This is a genomic window from Mycolicibacterium flavescens (genome assembly GCF_001722335.1).
Lineage (GTDB): Bacteria > Actinomycetota > Actinomycetes > Mycobacteriales > Mycobacteriaceae > Mycobacterium > Mycobacterium flavescens.
On record NZ_MIHA01000006.1, the window covers coordinates 117,683 to 133,387 of the forward strand.

At 68.5% G+C, this 15,705-nt stretch carries 15 protein-coding genes; 3 read left to right on the forward strand and 12 right to left on the reverse strand.

The window, feature by feature from the left end:
* Nucleotides 1-15: 15 nt before the first annotated feature.
* Genes BHQ18_RS10080 through BHQ18_RS10115 form a run of 8 tightly spaced genes read right to left on the reverse strand, consistent with a single transcriptional unit; the run spans nt 16 to nt 8,706 of the window.
* Nucleotides 16-1,632: an FAD-binding protein gene (locus tag BHQ18_RS10080; protein ID WP_069413460.1), complete on the reverse strand. Its 1,617-nt coding sequence runs from the start codon at nt 1,630-1,632 to the stop codon at nt 16-18.
* Entirely contained in the window at nt 1,629-2,417 is a 789-nt protein-coding gene (locus BHQ18_RS10085) for an SDR family NAD(P)-dependent oxidoreductase (RefSeq protein ID WP_069413627.1), read from the reverse strand. The genes BHQ18_RS10080 and BHQ18_RS10085 overlap by 4 nt, the downstream gene beginning before the upstream one ends.
* Before the next feature lie 22 nt (nt 2,418-2,439).
* Nucleotides 2,440-3,516 (reverse strand): hypothetical protein, encoded by a 1,077-nt coding sequence (locus BHQ18_RS10090; protein ID WP_069413461.1) that lies wholly within the window; start codon nt 3,514-3,516, stop codon nt 2,440-2,442.
* 45 nt (nt 3,517-3,561) lie between these two features.
* Nucleotides 3,562-4,488 carry an alpha/beta hydrolase gene (locus tag BHQ18_RS10095; protein WP_069413628.1) on the reverse strand — a complete coding sequence of 309 codons (927 nt, stop codon included), beginning with the start codon at nt 4,486-4,488 and terminating at the stop codon, nt 3,562-3,564.
* A 59-nt stretch (nt 4,489-4,547) separates the two neighbouring features.
* Nucleotides 4,548-5,417, reverse strand: a complete 870-nt coding sequence (locus BHQ18_RS10100) for an SDR family oxidoreductase (protein WP_069413462.1) — start codon at nt 5,415-5,417, stop codon at nt 4,548-4,550.
* The gene (locus tag BHQ18_RS10105; RefSeq protein ID WP_069413463.1) at nt 5,414-5,899 is read right to left on the reverse strand and encodes a polyketide cyclase; all 486 of its coding nucleotides are present in this window, start codon (nt 5,897-5,899) and stop codon (nt 5,414-5,416) included. Before BHQ18_RS10105 ends, BHQ18_RS10100 begins: the two co-directional genes overlap by 4 nt.
* A gap of 48 nt (nt 5,900-5,947) precedes the next feature.
* Nucleotides 5,948-7,537 (reverse strand): acyl-CoA synthetase, encoded by a 1,590-nt coding sequence (locus tag BHQ18_RS10110; RefSeq protein ID WP_069413464.1) that lies wholly within the window; start codon nt 7,535-7,537, stop codon nt 5,948-5,950.
* Entirely contained in the window at nt 7,534-8,706 is a 1,173-nt protein-coding gene (locus BHQ18_RS10115) for an acyl-CoA dehydrogenase family protein (RefSeq protein ID WP_069413465.1), read from the reverse strand. Before BHQ18_RS10115 ends, BHQ18_RS10110 begins: the two co-directional genes overlap by 4 nt.
* Before the next feature lie 212 nt (nt 8,707-8,918).
* Here BHQ18_RS10115 and BHQ18_RS10120 point away from each other — a divergent pair, with 212 nt between their 5' ends.
* On the forward strand, nt 8,919-10,730 hold the full coding sequence (locus tag BHQ18_RS10120; RefSeq protein WP_084294010.1) for a flavin-containing monooxygenase: 1,812 nt from the start codon (nt 8,919-8,921) through the stop codon (nt 10,728-10,730).
* A complete protein-coding gene (locus BHQ18_RS10125) occupies nt 10,727-11,614 on the forward strand; it encodes an SDR family NAD(P)-dependent oxidoreductase (protein WP_069413467.1) in 888 nt (295 codons plus the stop codon). The genes BHQ18_RS10120 and BHQ18_RS10125 overlap by 4 nt, the downstream gene beginning before the upstream one ends.
* A gap of 16 nt (nt 11,615-11,630) precedes the next feature.
* Here the strand turns inward: BHQ18_RS10125 and BHQ18_RS10130 are convergent, their stop codons facing one another.
* Together BHQ18_RS10130 and BHQ18_RS10135 are read right to left on the reverse strand one after the other, a co-directional pair.
* Nucleotides 11,631-12,245, reverse strand: coding sequence for a Dabb family protein (locus tag BHQ18_RS10130; RefSeq protein WP_069413468.1), 615 nt, complete (start codon nt 12,243-12,245; stop codon nt 11,631-11,633).
* Entirely contained in the window at nt 12,238-12,585 is a 348-nt protein-coding gene (locus BHQ18_RS10135; protein ID WP_069413469.1) for a hypothetical protein, read from the reverse strand. Before BHQ18_RS10135 ends, BHQ18_RS10130 begins: the two co-directional genes overlap by 8 nt.
* A gap of 101 nt (nt 12,586-12,686) precedes the next feature.
* On the opposite strand from BHQ18_RS10135, the gene BHQ18_RS10140 reads away from it, so the two are divergent.
* Nucleotides 12,687-13,895 (forward strand): NADH:flavin oxidoreductase, encoded by a 1,209-nt coding sequence (locus BHQ18_RS10140; protein ID WP_069413470.1) that lies wholly within the window; start codon nt 12,687-12,689, stop codon nt 13,893-13,895.
* Between the two features lie 4 nt (nt 13,896-13,899).
* Here the strand turns inward: BHQ18_RS10140 and BHQ18_RS10145 are convergent, their stop codons facing one another.
* Nucleotides 13,900-14,817, reverse strand: a complete 918-nt coding sequence (locus BHQ18_RS10145; protein WP_069413471.1) for a LipP1 family hormone-sensitive lipase — start codon at nt 14,815-14,817, stop codon at nt 13,900-13,902.
* Nucleotides 14,814-15,656: an IclR family transcriptional regulator gene (locus BHQ18_RS10150; protein WP_069413472.1), complete on the reverse strand. Its 843-nt coding sequence runs from the start codon at nt 15,654-15,656 to the stop codon at nt 14,814-14,816. The genes BHQ18_RS10145 and BHQ18_RS10150 overlap by 4 nt, the downstream gene beginning before the upstream one ends.
* Nucleotides 15,657-15,705: the final 49 nt, after the last annotated feature.

Below are 15,705 nucleotides of genomic sequence, written 5' to 3' on the forward strand. Positions count from 1 at the left end.
CGCCGCCGGATCAGGTCAACCGCTGGCCGCGGGTTCCCGCAGTCTGCCGGCGGCGTCGGCACCGGCACGCCGGCCGCTGAAAATGCAGTCCGACAGTGACAATCCGCTGACGTAGCTGTTCGAGCAGATCCCCACCGCGGTGCGACCGGCGGCGTACAGGCCGGGCACGGTTCCGCCGTCGCGATGCGCCACGGCCCCGGTCCGCTCGTCGACGACCAGCCCGCCGAGGGTGAGCCCGGGAATCGGGTAGAACACCGACGACGCCGCCGAGATGTCGATCGAGTAGAACGGCCCGTTCGCCATCGGCGGGCACAGCTCGGGCGTCTTGTGCGCCGGGTCGCCGGCGCCGGACCGCAGACCGGCGCGGTACGCGTCGACGGTGCGTCGCAGACCGGCGGGGTCGATGCCGTTCTTGCGCGCCAGACCCTCGATGGTGCGGCTCTTCCTGTGCCCGAGGGTGAACAGGTAGATCAACTGCAGTCGCTGGAAGATCTGGGTCTGGGTGCGGATCTGCGTCTTGACCTTCTTCCAGGTGCGCGCGTCGTAGACGGCCCACCCCTCACCGTCGAACTCACGCATCATGACGTTGCCGTGTGTGGCGCCGTAGAGGTCCTCGTTGGCGATGCGACGGCCGTCGGCGCCGACGGTCAGGCCCTCGAGAAAAGCACTGGGCGGGGCCAGGAAACGCCACGCCGTGACGTTGCCCATCTTGTCGGTCATCCCGCCGGCTTCGAGGCCGAGCTTGATTCCGGCGCCGTCGTCGCCGGGCGTGCCCAGCGGCGAGATCTTCAGGAACTTCGGCGCGTGGTCGCGCACCCAGTCGCGGTTGTAGATGAAACCGCCCGCGGCCAGGATCACCGCCGTGGCCCGCGCCTCGCCGGCGACGGCGCCGTCCTCCCACAACCGCTCGGCCCGCGCCACCGCACCGCGGACCAGACCGGGCATCCAGGTGCCCGCCTTGGCGGTTGCCTTGCTCAGCGCCGCATGCTGCCGTGCGTTGCGATGACCGAGATCCATTGCCCGGTAGCGCACGCCGACGACGCGGCGGTCTTCGATGATCAGATCGTGCACCCGCGCGAGCGGAAGAACATCGACGCCTCTGGCCCGGGCGGACGAACTGAGCCGCTCGAACAACACTCGGCCCGAACTCATCCCGGGCGCCAGCACCCGATGACCGCGGGGAGCGGGCCTGGCGTGCTGACTGTAGGGGTGGGCCTTCTCGTTCCCGCTGTAGTAGAGGTAGTACTCGTCGGTGGGGTAGGAGGTCTTGTACGACGACACCGGCCCGCCCCGGAACTCGACGCCCTGCTGCTTGAGCCAGGCGATCAGATCCGGGCTCTGCGCGCAGAACCGGTCCAGAGTTTCGGCGCTGACCGCGTCGCCGACCTCCTGACGCAGATAGGCGCGCAGGTCCTCGATGGTGTCGACATGTCCGCCTACGCGCTGTTCGTCGGTGCCGCCGCCGGCGTAGATGATCCCACCGGACAGTGCGGTGGCGCCGCCGCCGTAGCCGCGGTCGAGCACCAGCACCCGGGCGCCGCGATCGGCCGCCTCGATCGCGGCGGCCGCGCCTGCCGCTCCGAAGCCGACCACGATGACGTCGTACTCGCGATCCGATGACTTGGCGTTCACAGCACCGACTTGATCTGTTTGGCAACGAATCTGGTGCTCAGCTTTGCCGAGACGCGGCTCAACGCGTCGAGGAAGCGCGCGTCGGTGCCGATCACCACCCGGAAGCTGTCTCGGGCGATTCCGTCGACGATCCGCCGTCCGGCGACCTCCGGTGTCGTCGCGCGCACCGTGCGCCCGCCCGCGTCGAGCATCTGCACACCGGAGTTCCCGGTCAGGTTCGTGCTGATGTTGCCGGGAAACAGCGTTACGACCCGGACCGTGGTGTCGAGAAGTTCGGCGTACAGCCCCTCGCTGAACTGTTTGACCGCGCCCTTGCTGGCGCCGTAGAAGGTCTGGCTGGCGAAGGGGAGCAACGCCGACAGGCTCGACATGTTGGTCAGGTTGGCCTCCGGCCGCTCGAGCAGTTCGGGCAGGAACGTGCGGCACATGTTGACCGTGCCCCCGAAATTGACACTCATGACCCGGTCGGTCTCGTCGGCCGACAGTTCGGTGAACGTACAGAAGCGGTGGATGATGCCTGCGATGTTGACGACTCCGTCGACCACGCCGTGTACGGCGCGAACCTGTCCGGCCAGCACCTCGACCGCCCCGCGGTCGGTGACGTCCACCGCATGGGTCGACACGGCATCCCACGCGGCGCAGAGCCTTTTCGTCTCGCCGAGACCGTCCTCGTCGAGGTCGACGGCGGCGACCCGGGCACCGCGACGGACCAGTCCCAGCGCGACCTGTCTGCCCATCCCGTTCGCCGCTCCGGTGACGACGAAGACCTTGTCCGCGATCTGCACCATCAGGTGAGCCGAACTCTTTCTACGCGAACTGGAACGCGCTCAGCGGCGCTTCGTCGGGGTAGCTGGCGGGTCCGCCGAAGTCGTACGCCGCGTTGAGCGCGCCGATGAACTCGGCGTCGTGCAGTGGTGCGCTCGGGATGTCGAGCTTGACGCCTTTGGCGTTGAGGTTGTCGACGAGCATGTCGATGGCCTTGTCGACGGTCAGGTCGTCGGACCCGTCCATGTTCTTCTTGAGTTCGTCGAAGTCGGTGAACACCTCGGCCGACCAGTGCACCAGGAAGCGCAGTTCGTCGGTGCGGTGGCGCGCGATCACCTGCTCGCCGTTCTTCAGCAGCCAGGCGTCGCGGTCGTCGGGGTCGCCGGTGAACACGGTGTCGAACGCCAACCCCGCGGGCGTCTGCTGATCGAGCGGTCCGTTGGCCTCACCGCGGTGCACCATCATCTCGTTCTGCACCACGACGCCGCGGTTGTTGATCGGTGGCAGCACCCGTTTGGGAGGCTTGAGCGGACCGTCCGGCCAGTAGGTGAAGCCGCTGCCCGGGTCCAGTGAGAACCAGGTGATGACCTGAGCCATCTTGATCAGGTAGTCGGTGAACAGACCGGACTTGCCCATCACACTGCACAACCAGGTGGGCGCGTTTTCGTGGCGCACGCCGCGGAAGCTCGGTGAGTCCAGGTGCCCGGGATCGCGGTTCGCGCAGGGGCCGTTGATGTTGAACAGCATCAACTCCGGTTTGGCGTACTGGGCACCCCAGTAGCTCTTGGCATGGTCGAGGAAGCGCTCGTTGTAGAACACGTCGTGCAGTTCGGGGTAGAGCACGGCGCCGTAGTTGGCGAGGTAGCCGCGGAACGTCGGGGTGAGGAACATGTCCAGCGACGGCGTGAAACCCTCCGGGAAGGCGCCGCTCATGGTGGCCATCAATTCCTCGGCGGACGCGAAGTGCTGAGCGATGATCAGCTTCCACGGCCCCTGCGTACGCACCACGTTCAGCAGGCGCTCACGTTGGTCGTCGGTGTAGACGTTGTCGATCTCCACGGGCGGTGAAGCGGGGCGCAAGACGTCGGACAGCTCTATCCGCCGTTCGTCGGTCAGCATGCGGTCTCCTCTGGTCATTCCGGTGCCTTGATTGTCTGGCGAGTTTCATTGCGGCGGAGGGGGAGTGCCCGGTGATCGGGACACCGGCGCAGAACGCATCGGGTGGGCGAACTTCGCACGCAGCAGCGCGCCCACCTCGGCGACGGCCAGCCGACCGCGCGCGGTCGCGTCCGAGCGCATCAGAAATCCGTGGTACACACCGGGATAGCGGGTCGACGTGGTCTGAACACCTGAGTCGCGCAGCCGCGCCGCATAACGTTCACCCCAGTCGCGGATCGGATCGCATTCACCGGTGACCACGATCGCCGGCGGCAGTCCGGACAGATCCCTGGCATATGCGGGCACCCGGTACGCGTCGTGCGGCGGTGTTCCGCAGTCGGCGAGTTCGTGCATGTAGACGATGTCGTCGTGGCCGAGCATCGGCGCGTCGGGCATCGCGGTGATCGACGGTGCGCCCATGTCGCGGTCCAGCCCCGGGTAGAGCAGCACCTGGGCGCACAACGGCGGCCCCCCGCGGTCCCTGGCCGCGAGCGCCACCGCCGCGGCCAATGAGCCACCCGCGCTGTCACCGACGACCGCGATCCGGGTGGGATCCACCCCGAATTCGGTTGCGGTGGCCGCGACGAACGCGGTGGCCGCGTAGGCGTCGTCGAACTGCGCTGGCGGGGCGGACTCCGGTGCCAGCCGGTACTCGACGGAGACGACGACGGCTCCGCTGGCCGCCGCGAGGGTCCGGGCCAGCGGCTCGAAGGAATGATTGGTGCCCATCACCAATCCGCCACCGTGAAAGTACACCAGCACAGGCGGATTCGGTTCATCGGTGGGTCGGTAGCAGCGCAGCGGGATGGGCCCGGCCGGACCCGGTGCGGTGCCGTCGGTGATCGCCGCCATGGTCGGCAGTCCCTCCGGAAGGGGAGCGGCCTCGACGGCGGCGCGCACCGCGACCAGACCCCGCTCACGCATCGGGGCCATCGGTCCGAATGCCGCGACGCGCGCCGCGGCGTCGGGGTCGAGCTGGCCGACGGATGTGGTCACTGTGCCGCGGGGTCGAATCGTCGCTTCGTGCGCAGCATCGGCGCGCGTTGAGTTGCAAGCGTTTCGGCGCGTTCGGCCATCGCGGATCCCACGTAGTCGGGCTGCGTCAGCAGATAGAACCGGTCCTCGGCGGCCTGATCGAACACCACCTCGGCGGCCGCCAGCGGATCCATGGCGTCGGCCTTGATGTCGAGCATGGCCGCGCGTTGGGCCTCGGCGGCGTTGACGTCGCCGCCGGCGACACCGTCGACGCCGCCTGCCGATTCGAAGATGTTGGATGCCACCGCTCCCGGCAGCACGGCCTGCACCCGGATGTGCTCATGTCCGGCCAGCTGAACCTCCAGGCGCAGACATTCGGTCAGAGCCAGGATCGCGTGCTTGCTCATGATGTAGGGCGCCTGCAGTGGGACCACGGCCACTCCGCCGATCGAGGACAGGTTCCAGACCCACGCCGGGGTCGTCGCCTCGATCATCTTCGGCAGGAACGCCCGGATGCCGTGGAAGACCCCGTTGACATTGACGTCCACCACGCGCCGCCAGTTGTCGACGGGGGTGTCCCACAGGTACCCGAACTGTTCGACACCGGCGTTGTTGACCAGCAGCCGCACCGGCCCGAGTCCGGCGTAGGTGCGTTCGGCCAACGCGACCATGGCGTCGGGGTCGCGCACATCGCAGACCGCATGTTCGGCCGTGGCGCCCGAGGCGTTCAGTTCGTCGCGCACGGAGATCACTGCGGTCTCGTCGACGTCGGCGAGCATGACCGACATCCCCAGTCGGCACGCGTGCCGCGCGAGTCCGGCGCCGATGCCCGAACCGGCGCCGGTGATGACGGCCACGCCGCCGCCGAAGGTGTCGCGTGCGCTCACGAAGGCGACGCGGCGGTCTTCGCAGCGTTGTACTCGGCGAGGGGAATCGAGTCCTCGGCGTCGAGCACCACCCTCATCGACGTGAAGACCAGGCCGTGGTCCGCGCGCCGGATTCCGACGTCGACCACTCCGCTGGACACGTCGAAGGGCACGTTGTTGGTGATCTGGTTGACATAGAGGTAGAAGCGGGCGGTGGTGATATCGCCGTCGACGCCGGTGCGGAACACGTTGGTGGCGTGATGGCGCAGCGGGTACGGGTTCTCCAGGCGGTGCTGCGTCAGCCACGCCAATGTCTCCGCGCCGCCGTGCAACTCGGCGGCGAGCAGTTCCTCGAACGGGCAGTTGCCGGAGTCGGAGCGACTCAGATACTCCATGTCGTCGCCGATGCGGACCGCCAGCTCGTCGAAATGGCCCTGGTCGTAGTGGTACCAGAAGCCGGCGATGAACTCCTGGACCTCAGGCAGGGTGATCTCGTTGCTCATGGTGCGAGTCAAACCCATGCGGGCGCGTGATCGACCGGGGTTGTCCGATCAGTGGAACACCGAGGCGAACCGCTCCCGCAGGTCGCGCTTGAGCAGCTTGCCGCTCGGATTCTTCGGCAGCGCGTCGACGAAGAAGATCTGCTTGGGGGTCTTGTATCCGGCGAGGCGGTCGCGGCAGTGGGTGATCAGGTCGGTCTCGGCGACCGCGGCTCCCGCCTTGGGCACCACGGCGGCCACCACCGACTCCACCCAGGTGGGGTGGGGCACACCGAACACCGCGACCTCCTGCACGGCTTCGTGGCTGTACAGCACCTCTTCGACTTCGCGGCTGGCGACGTTCTCACCGCCGGTCTTGATCATGTCCTTCTTGCGGTCGACGACGTGCAGCAGCCCGAACTCGTCGTAGTAGCCGAGGTCGCCGGAGTGAAACCAGCCGCCGCGGAACGCCTCTGCCGTCTTGGCCGGGTCGTCGAGGTAGCCCAGCATCAGATGCGGGCTGCGGTGGGCGATTTCGCCCACGGTGCCCGCGGCGACCGGCGTGTCCGAGTCATCGAGGATCGCGGTCTCGACATTGAGGGCCGGGCGGCCCGCAGCGCCCGCGTGTGCCTCCTGGTCGGCAGGACCGAGCGCTGAGGCCAACGGCGCGATCTCGGTCTGGCCATAGAAGTTCCACAGCTGCAGTGCGGGCAGCCGCTCGCGCAGTTCGTGCAGTATCTCTGTCGGCATGGCCGAGGCGCCGTAGTAGCCCTTGCGCAGGCTCGACAGGTCGACCTCGTCGAACACCGGGCAGCGCAGCAGGCTGATCCACACCGTCGGCGGGGCGAAGTAGTTGGTGACCCGGTGCCGTTCGACGGCGCGCAGTACGGCCTCGGGCTCCGGGCGCGGCAGGATGATGCTGGTGGCGCCGAGGTAGATGTCGGTGGCGAGGAAGTTGTCGAGCTGTGCGCAGTGGTACAGCGGCAACGAGTGCAGTTCGACGTCGTCGTCGCTCATGGAGCCCGCCGTGATCGTGCTGATGTACTGCCACATCAGGCTTCGGCTGCTGTGCATGACGCCCTTGGGCCGGGACTCGGTTCCGCTGGTGTACATCACCCGCAGCAGTTGGTCGTCCGCGACCACGAGGTCGGGCGGTGCGCAGGTGGTGCTCAGCCACGCCGCGAAGTCGGCCCAGCCGTCGGGGGCCGCCCGACCGGGCTCGGTCAGTGCGATCGGCGAGGTGACCAAGCCGCCGAGGCGCATGGCTTCCTCGGCGACCTCGACGAGCGCCGGTTCGACGATGAATCCCGTTGCGCGGCTGTGCCCCAGGATGTAGGCGATCTCCTCGGCGGTCAGCATGAAGTTGACGGGCACCAGCACCACCGCCGCGCGGGCGGTGGCGAAGGCTAGAACGGCGTACTGCCAGCAATTGTGGGCCAGCAGCGCCACGCGGTCGCCGGGCGCTATGCCGTTGTCGTGCAGAGCGGCAGCGGCGCGGTCCACCAGTGCGTCGAACTCCGCGAACGTCAACACCACGTCGCCGTCGATGACAGCCACCTTGTCCGGGAATCTGCGCGCCGAGCGGCGCGGAAGGTCACCCAGCGAGTGCCCGCGGACCCGCGCCACCAGGTCGCCGAGGTCATCTGAGTCGTCACGGTTCATGCCGGTCGCCTCCCGCGGGTCGGGTCCAGATCGAGGTCGCGTCCGATGATCTCGCGCATGATCTCCGAAGTCCCGCCGTACACGCGGGTCACGCGCGCGTCGATCGCCGCGCGGGCGATCGGATACTCCCGCATGTAGCCGTACCCGCCGAAGAGCTGCTGGCAGCTGTCGAGGACTCGGAACTCCATCTCGGTGGCCCACAGCTTGGCCTTGGCGGCGTCGGCGGGCGACAGCCGGCCCGCGTTCAGCTCGACGACGCAGCGGTCGATGAACGACTCGGCCACCGCCACCTCGGTGGCGGCGTCGGCCAGTACGAACCGCGTGTTCTGCAGGGCGCCAATGGGTTTGCCGAAGGCGGTGCGCTCGCGCACGTAGTCAACGGTCCACCGCAGCCCGGCGCGGGCCCGGCCCAGGCTGCCGACGGCGATCTGCATGCGTTCCTGCGGCAGGTTGCGCATCATGTACTCGAAACCGTGCCCGATCTCGCCCAGCAGATTGCGCTTGGGCACCGCGACGTCGGTGAACGACAGCTCGGAGGTGTCCTGGCAGTGCAGGCCCAGCTTCTCGAGGTTGCGTCCGCGCTCGAATCCGGGCATGCCGCGCTCGAGCACCATCAGCGTCAGACCGCGATGACGGTCGGGGGAGGTGCGCACCGCGGTGATCAGCAGGTCGGCGTTCTGCCCGTTCGTGATGAACGTCTTGGCGCCGTTGACCACGAAGTGATCGCCGGCGTCGACCGCGGAGGTCCGGATACCCGCCACATCGGAGCCCGCGCCGGGTTCGGTCATCCCGATGGCCGCGATCAGATCGCCGCTGACGAATCCCGGCAACCACCGGTCCTGCTGTTCGGGTGTGGTCAGATCCGCCAGATACGGCAGGCAGATGTCGTTGTGCACGGCGAAACTCAGACCCACCGCACCGCATCCGGCGTCCATGAACGACTCGATCAGCATCTGGTTGTAGCGGAAATCGCGTACGCCGAGCCCGCCGAACTTCTCGTCGGCCGCGAAGCCCAGCAGCCCCACCGCGCCGGCGCCGGCGAAGACTTCACGGGCGACGATCCCGGCCGTCTCCCAGCCGTCGATGTGGGGGGCGACTTCCTTGGCGGCGAACTGTGTTGCGAGCTCCCCGAACGCGTGATGGTCGTCGTCGTAGTGCACCCGTTGCATGGGCGCACTGTAGGTGAAGATGCGGTGCGCTCTCCGATGCGTGTCCCGCTCAGTAGGCGGGGCGGGGCCAGGTCCGGTCGTGCGGGCCGATACTCGGGTCCGTGACTGCTGACGCCCGAACCCTCCCGGCTGCGAGTGCGGCCGACAGTGACGAACTGGCGAACCATCTCCGTCAGGCCGACCCCGGGGTGCTCGTCGCGGTGCTGGCCCAGATGACGGGCGACCCGTCGGTGGTCGAGCGGTTCGGCCCGAAGATCTCCCACGTCCCCGATCCACCCGAGCGCGCGGGCGTGACCGACACCGACACCCGCGACGAGCTCGTCGCCGCGGTCGTGGCTGCGGTGTCCGCGCCGCGCGCCGACGACGCGATGGCCCCCGACGACATCGGGTTGTTCACCCGCGTACTGCCGGTGGCGCTCGGCTCCGACGTGGAAGACGAGTTCGTCCCGCTCCTGCTCGAGCAGGGCGGCTTTCACCTGTCGCAGCCCACGCTGCCGCGCACGGTGCCGATTCCGGAGACGACGAACGTGGCGATCATCGGCGCCGGTATCGCCGGCATCATCACCGCGCTCGCGGCGGCCGACGCCGGGGTCCGGTACCAGATTTTCGATCGCAACGACGAAGTCGGTGGCACGTGGTTGACCACCCGGTACCCCGGCATCGGTGTGGACACGCCGTCGGCGTACTACTCGTTGTCGCGCGAGGTCAATCCGGACTGGTCGAGCTACTACCCGCAGGGCGCCGAATACCAGCGCTACCTGGTGTCGCTGGCCGACAAGTACGGGCTTCGTCAGCACACCCGGTTCGGCACCGAGGTGCAGGCGCTGTGGTGGGACGACGAGCGTAACCGGTGGCAGATTCACGCGGTGGACCGCGACGGCGCGCGCGACGTCAGCTACGCGCGGGTGGTCGTCACCGCCGCCGGCTATCTCAACCGGCCGCGGTGGCCGGACGTACCCGGTCGGGAATCGTTCGCGGGCACCAGCATTCACTCCGCGCTGTGGGACCCGTCGCTGAACCTCGCCGGTAAGCGGGTGGCCGTGATCGGAGCCGGCTGCACCGCGGTGCAGATCGTCGACGCCTGCGTCGACGAGGTTGAGCACCTGACCGTCTTCCAGCGCCAGCCGCACTGGGTGGCTCCGCGCAAGCGGCTTTCCGACGATGCGCCGGAATACCGCCGCTATCTGGGCAGGCACCTGCCGTACTACGCGAACTGGCACCGGCTCAAGTCGTACTGGGCGACGGCCGACAACAACTACCCCGTCATCCTGCGGGACCCCGAGTGGGCGAAGGACCACCTGTCGATCTCGCAGGCCAACGACGTGCTGCTGCAGATGTGTCTGGAGTACATCAACCGCACCTTCGGTGAAGGCTCGGAGCTCGCGAAGAAGGTCACCCCGGACTTCGCGCCGTACGGCAAGCGGATCATCCGCGACCCCGGCGGCTACTACGCCGCGCTGACCCGCGACCACGTCGACGTCGAGGCCAGTGAACCGGCCGCGGTCAACGCCGACGGCATCGTCACGCAGGACGGCAGGCAGATCGACCTCGACGTGATCGTCTACGCCACCGGCTATCACCTCGACTTCCTGTCCACGATCGACATCCGCGGCCGGGACGGGCGGACACTGCGCGACGAGTGGGGTGACAGCCCACGGGCGTACCGCGGCGGCACAGTGCCGGGCTTTCCGAACCTGTTCATCACCTCGGCGCCGAACTACAGCCCGGGACACGGCGCAGGCGCCAACTTCTCGATGGAGGTGCTCGCGCACTACATCGTGGAATGCCTGCAACTGCTGGCGCTGCGCGGCGCCGACACCATGGAGGTCACCCGCGAGGCCTACGACGAGTACGTCGCGCAGATCGACGACGCGATGTCGCGGACGGTGTGGTGCCACACTCCCAACGCGCACACCTACTACCGTTCCGGATCCGGTCGGGTCGTGGTCGCGACGCCGTACCGGCTCGTCGACGTGTGGAACCAGCACCGCGCCCCGATCGAAGAGCACTTCGTGATCCGATGACGGGACTTCTGGAGGGCAAGACCGCACTGGTCACGGGCAGCAGCCGCGGCATCGGACGCGCTGTGGCGCAACGTTTCGCGGCCGAAGGCGCCACCGTCGTGGTGACCGCGCGCGCGTTCGAACCGTCGGCGTCACTGCGTGCGGGCGCGACCACGGCGCTGCCCGGCACCATCGCGGAGACGATCGAGCTGATCGAGCAGGTCGGCGGCCGGGCGATCGGCGTCGCCGCGGACCTGGAGGATCACGAGCAGCGTGGCAACCTGATCGACCAGGTCGTCGCGCGCGCGGGCGGTATCGACATCCTGGTCAACAACGCGGGTTTCGCCGACTACGCCGTGGTCGAGAAGATGGGCCTGGAGACCTTCGACCGCACCGTCGAGCATTATCTGCGGACCCCGTTCGTCTTGACGAAAGCCGCTGTGCCGCACATGCGTCGACGCGGCGCCGGCTGGATCGTCAACATCGGTTCGGTGACCGGCGTCGCGCCGGTGCGGCCGTACCGCGAGTACAACAAGACATCGGGCGACGTCGTCTACGCGTCCTGTAAAGCCGCGTTGCACCGCTTCACCCAGGGCGTCGCGGCCGAACTGCTCGACGCCAACATCGCCGTGAACTGTGTGGGGCCGTCGACTGCAATCCGCACTCCTGGTGCAGCACAGTTGATTCCGGACACCTTCCCCACCGAGCCGGTGGAGTATCTGGCCGAGACCGTGCTGGCGATGTGCCATCGACCGGCCGCCGAGCGGACCGGGCTTGTGGCGTTCAGCCTGCACTACCCCTGGTCGCAGGGGCTCACGGTGCACAGCCTGGACGGCGCCACCGAACTGCCGCCGCTGGAACCTCCCACCGCCGCGAACCCGAACATCCTGCCCGCCGGCCTCTGAGCGGGAGTGCGCTGAATCACGGGTTGGCGCAGAAGCTGTGGCACACGCGGTCCCGGACGATGACCTCGGGGCACTCCGGGTCGAACCACCGGTCGACGTACGCCCAGTGGATCGGATGCATCAGGTACGGACCGGTCAGCCCGTGTAGATCGCGGAACTCCTGCTCGAAAACGTGCGTCCACGGCGAGGCGCCGACGGCGGACTCCACGCGGCTGAGCTGCCAACTGCTGATCGAGCTGACATAGCGGGGCAGGAGCCGCAGATCGTCCTCGAACCGGGTGAGCGCGGCGTCATCGGTGTCCGGGTGTACCCGCAGCAGCAACGTCCGGTAGACCGCGGCGGGGAGGTCCCGTTCGGCGGTCGGGGCGCCGGGGTAGTCGGCGCCGTTGACCCGCCCGACTTCGGGACGCTCGAGGAGCATATCGAAAGTAGGGGCGGCCGAACGCCATTGGTCGACGTCGTCGAACCACAAGCGCAGGAGGACGTCCCCGCCGTTACGGACGCCGGGCAGCGTGGGCTGCACCAGCGTGCGGGTGGCGCCGCTGTCGGTCACCGCCCGCCGCAGATCCCCGAGCAGGTGGTCGCGGCCCGCCTCTCCGTCGACGTCGACCAGGCGGACGACGTTAAACATCGCAGAGCCGGTCCACATCGGCGGCCGACGCCGCGACACTGCGGGTGCGTTCGGCGACCAGTTCGGCGATACCGTCCCACCACTGACCGAGGCCAGGGTCGGGGCGGCCCTGCCAGGTCATCTCCCACCACGCCTGCGGCGAGGGCAGCGCCCATGTCGCAGTGACGACGTTGGATTGGTCCTCGAACCAGATCGGCGGGCTCACCAGCACGTCGCGCAGCGTCATTCCGCGCTCGTGTGCCCCCGGCGCGTACTCCGACAGGTAGGCATCGACGAACCGCCGGGCGCATCCGGGCCGGGTCACGATCCGGTCGACGACGAACACCTCACCACCGGCCATGGCCGTGAGCGTACGGCCGGCCCGGCGGACATCGAGATGACGCTCCCGGCCATCGGGAGGGTGCCGTTGACCGACGAGGCTGCGGCGCGCACCGTGGCCTGATGGACGTCGAGACCACGCCGGATCCGTTCGCGCCGACCAGGCTCGGGCCGGTGCGGCTGCGCAACCGGGTGATCAAGGCGGCGACATCGGAAGGCCGATCACCCGACGGCCTGGTGACCGACGACCTGATCGACTTCCACGTGGCGTTCGCCGAAGGTGGCGTCGGCATGACGACGGTGGCGTACTGCTGCGTTTCCGAGGAAGGCGCCAGCGCGCCCGGCCAGATCGTGATGAGCCCGGCGGCCATCCCGGGACTGCGCAGGCTCACCGACGCAGTGCACGCCGCCGGTTCGGCGATCTCGGCCCAACTCGGCCACGCCGGGGTGGTGGCGCCGAAGAAGCTCACAGGGGTAACCGCGATCGCGCCGAGCCGGTTCATCAACCCGACCTCGTTCGCCTACTGCCGAGAGATCACCCGCGACGAAATCCGGCAGGTCACCGAACAATTCGCTGCCACCGCGCAGGTGGCCATCGACGCCGGCTTCGACGCCGTCGAACTGCACTTCGGCCATCTCTACCTCCCGAGCTCGTTCCTGAGCGCGCGCATCAACCGGCGTAAGGACGGCTACGGAGGTTCGATCGACAACCGGTCCCGGTTCGTCAGGGAGATCGCGTCGCGGGTCCGCGAGGTCGTCGGCGACCAGATCGGGGTCATCGCCAAGCTCGACATGGACGACGGTCTGCCCGGCAGCATCTGGATCGACGAGGCCCTGCGCACCGCGCAACTGCTCGACGGCGACGCCACACTCGATGCGATCGAGCTGACCCAGGGCTCGTCGGTGTACAAGCCGATGTACCTTTTCCGCGGCGACGTGCCGGTGAAGGAGTTTGCCGCCGTGATGCCCGCCGCGCTGCGGCCGGGGGTCCGGCTGGCGGGCAAGCGAGTGATGGGCAGCTACCCCTATCGGGATCTCTACATGCTCGACGCCGCACGCCAATTCGTCCCGGTCGTCCGCAACACCCAGCTGATTCTGCTGGGCGGCATCACCAACTACGACCACCTCCGGACGGGACTGCGCGAAGGGTTCGACTTCATGGCGCTCGGCAGGGCGCTGCTGCGAGAGCCCGATCTGGTGAATGCCATGATCGCCGACCACGGCACGCGCAGCCGCTGCAACCACAACAACAAGTGCATGGTCACGGTGTTCGGCCGGACGCACTGCGTGCTCGACCCCGTTCAGAGGTACGGGGACGCAACGCGACGCTAGCCGGTCAGATCAAGGCTGCGATCTCGCGGGTCACCTGGCGACGCGCCTCGTGGGCGATGTCGAGCATCGGCATCGTCATGAAGCCGTGAATTCCGCCGTCGAAGCGGCAGCACGACGTGGGCACACCGGCGGCCTCGAGAGCGTCGGCGTAGTCCGCGCCCTCGTCGTGCAGCGGATCGTGCCCCGCCAGCGCCACCACCGCGGGCGGCAAGCCGTCGAGGTGGGCGTGCAGCGGCGAGGCGTACGGGTGGGTGCGGTCAGCGACCGCGGGTACGTACTGGTCCCAGTACCACTGCAGCGCGGGGCGAGGATTGTAGAACCCGTTGCCGTACAACCGGTATGACTCGGTGTCGAAGTTCGCCGCGATCATCGGGTAGAGCAGCAGCTGGGCCCGCAGTGTCGGTCCGCCCCGGTCCCGCGACATCAGCGCGGTGACCGCCGCAAGGTTGCCTCCGGCGCTGTCACCCCCGACAGCCAGTCGGTCCGGATCACCGCCGATTCGGGCGGCATCGTCGGCCGCCCACCGCGTCGCCGCGTACACGTCTTCCGCGGCGGTCGGCCACTGGCTCTCCGGGGCAAGGCGGTAGCCGACCGAAACCACCACGGCGGGAATGAGGTTCGCGATGTTTCGGCAGAGTCCGTCGTGGCTGTCGAGGTCGCAGAACACGAAACCGCCGCCGTGGGCGTACACCAGGACGGGCAGCGGTCCGGTCGCCGTGGGCCGGTAGATCCGCACCGGGACCGTGCCGTCCTCTACGGGGACCGACACCTCGCTGACCGAGCCGATCGGCTCGGGGTGTGCCGGTGGCACGAAACGCGAACGGATCGTCGCCCGCGCCTGGGCACCGGTCATGGTGTGCACCGGCGGGAAGCCCGCGTCCAGCGACTCGATCAGCGCGGCGATCTGCGGGTCGAGTTTCATGCGTACTGCAGTGCCGGTTCGCGGGTAGGGGCGGGGCGAAGGACGGGCGCGTTGCGCAGCGGACGCGCCTGCTGCAGGGTCGGGGCCACCCGCGCGGGGCCGTCCTCGACGTTGCGCCAGATTCCCATCGCGGTCATCCGGACCGGGGCGACGAGTCGCTGGTCGAACATCATGCGGTTCACCGGACCGCACACAGACACCGCCGCCACGGGCTCGCCCTGGCCTCCGATCGGGGCTGCGACGCAACCGAATCCGGCCATCGACTCTTCCCGGTCGAACGCGACGCCGTGCTCACGGGTCTTGGCGAGCTCGCTGCGCAACTGCGCCGGCGAGGCAATCGAGTACCTGGTTCGGCGGTTGGCCAGATCCACCGTGTCGCAGTCCAGGTCCTTCGCATGGGCGAGCAGCGCCTTACCGACGGCCGAGCAGTGTGCGGGATGGCGGCCGCCGACCCGGGTGGGAATCGCCGCGGTCATCCGGTCGCCGATCTTTTCCAGGTAGACCACATCGGAACCGTCGAGGACGGCCAGGTGGACGACGAGCCCGGTCGCGCGATGCAGGTCGTGCAGCAGCGGTACGGCCGCGCGATGCAGGCGGTCCTGGTGCACGGCCAACGAGCCCAGCTCCACCAGCCGCATCCCCAGCTCGTAGTCGCGGCCGTTGCGGCGCAGCCACCGGAGTTGGACCAGGCGCTCGAGCATGCGGTGCGCTGACGACCGCGGCAGACCGGTGCGGCGCACGATCTGCGCCAGGGTCAGCCGGCCCGGCCCGTCGAAGGCATCCAGGACCAGCGACACCCGGTCGAGGACGGCGCTGGGAGTTTCGACGGTCGGGGTCATGGGGGCCTCCAGATGGTCAGCGGTGACAACCAGGCATATGCCTAATAGA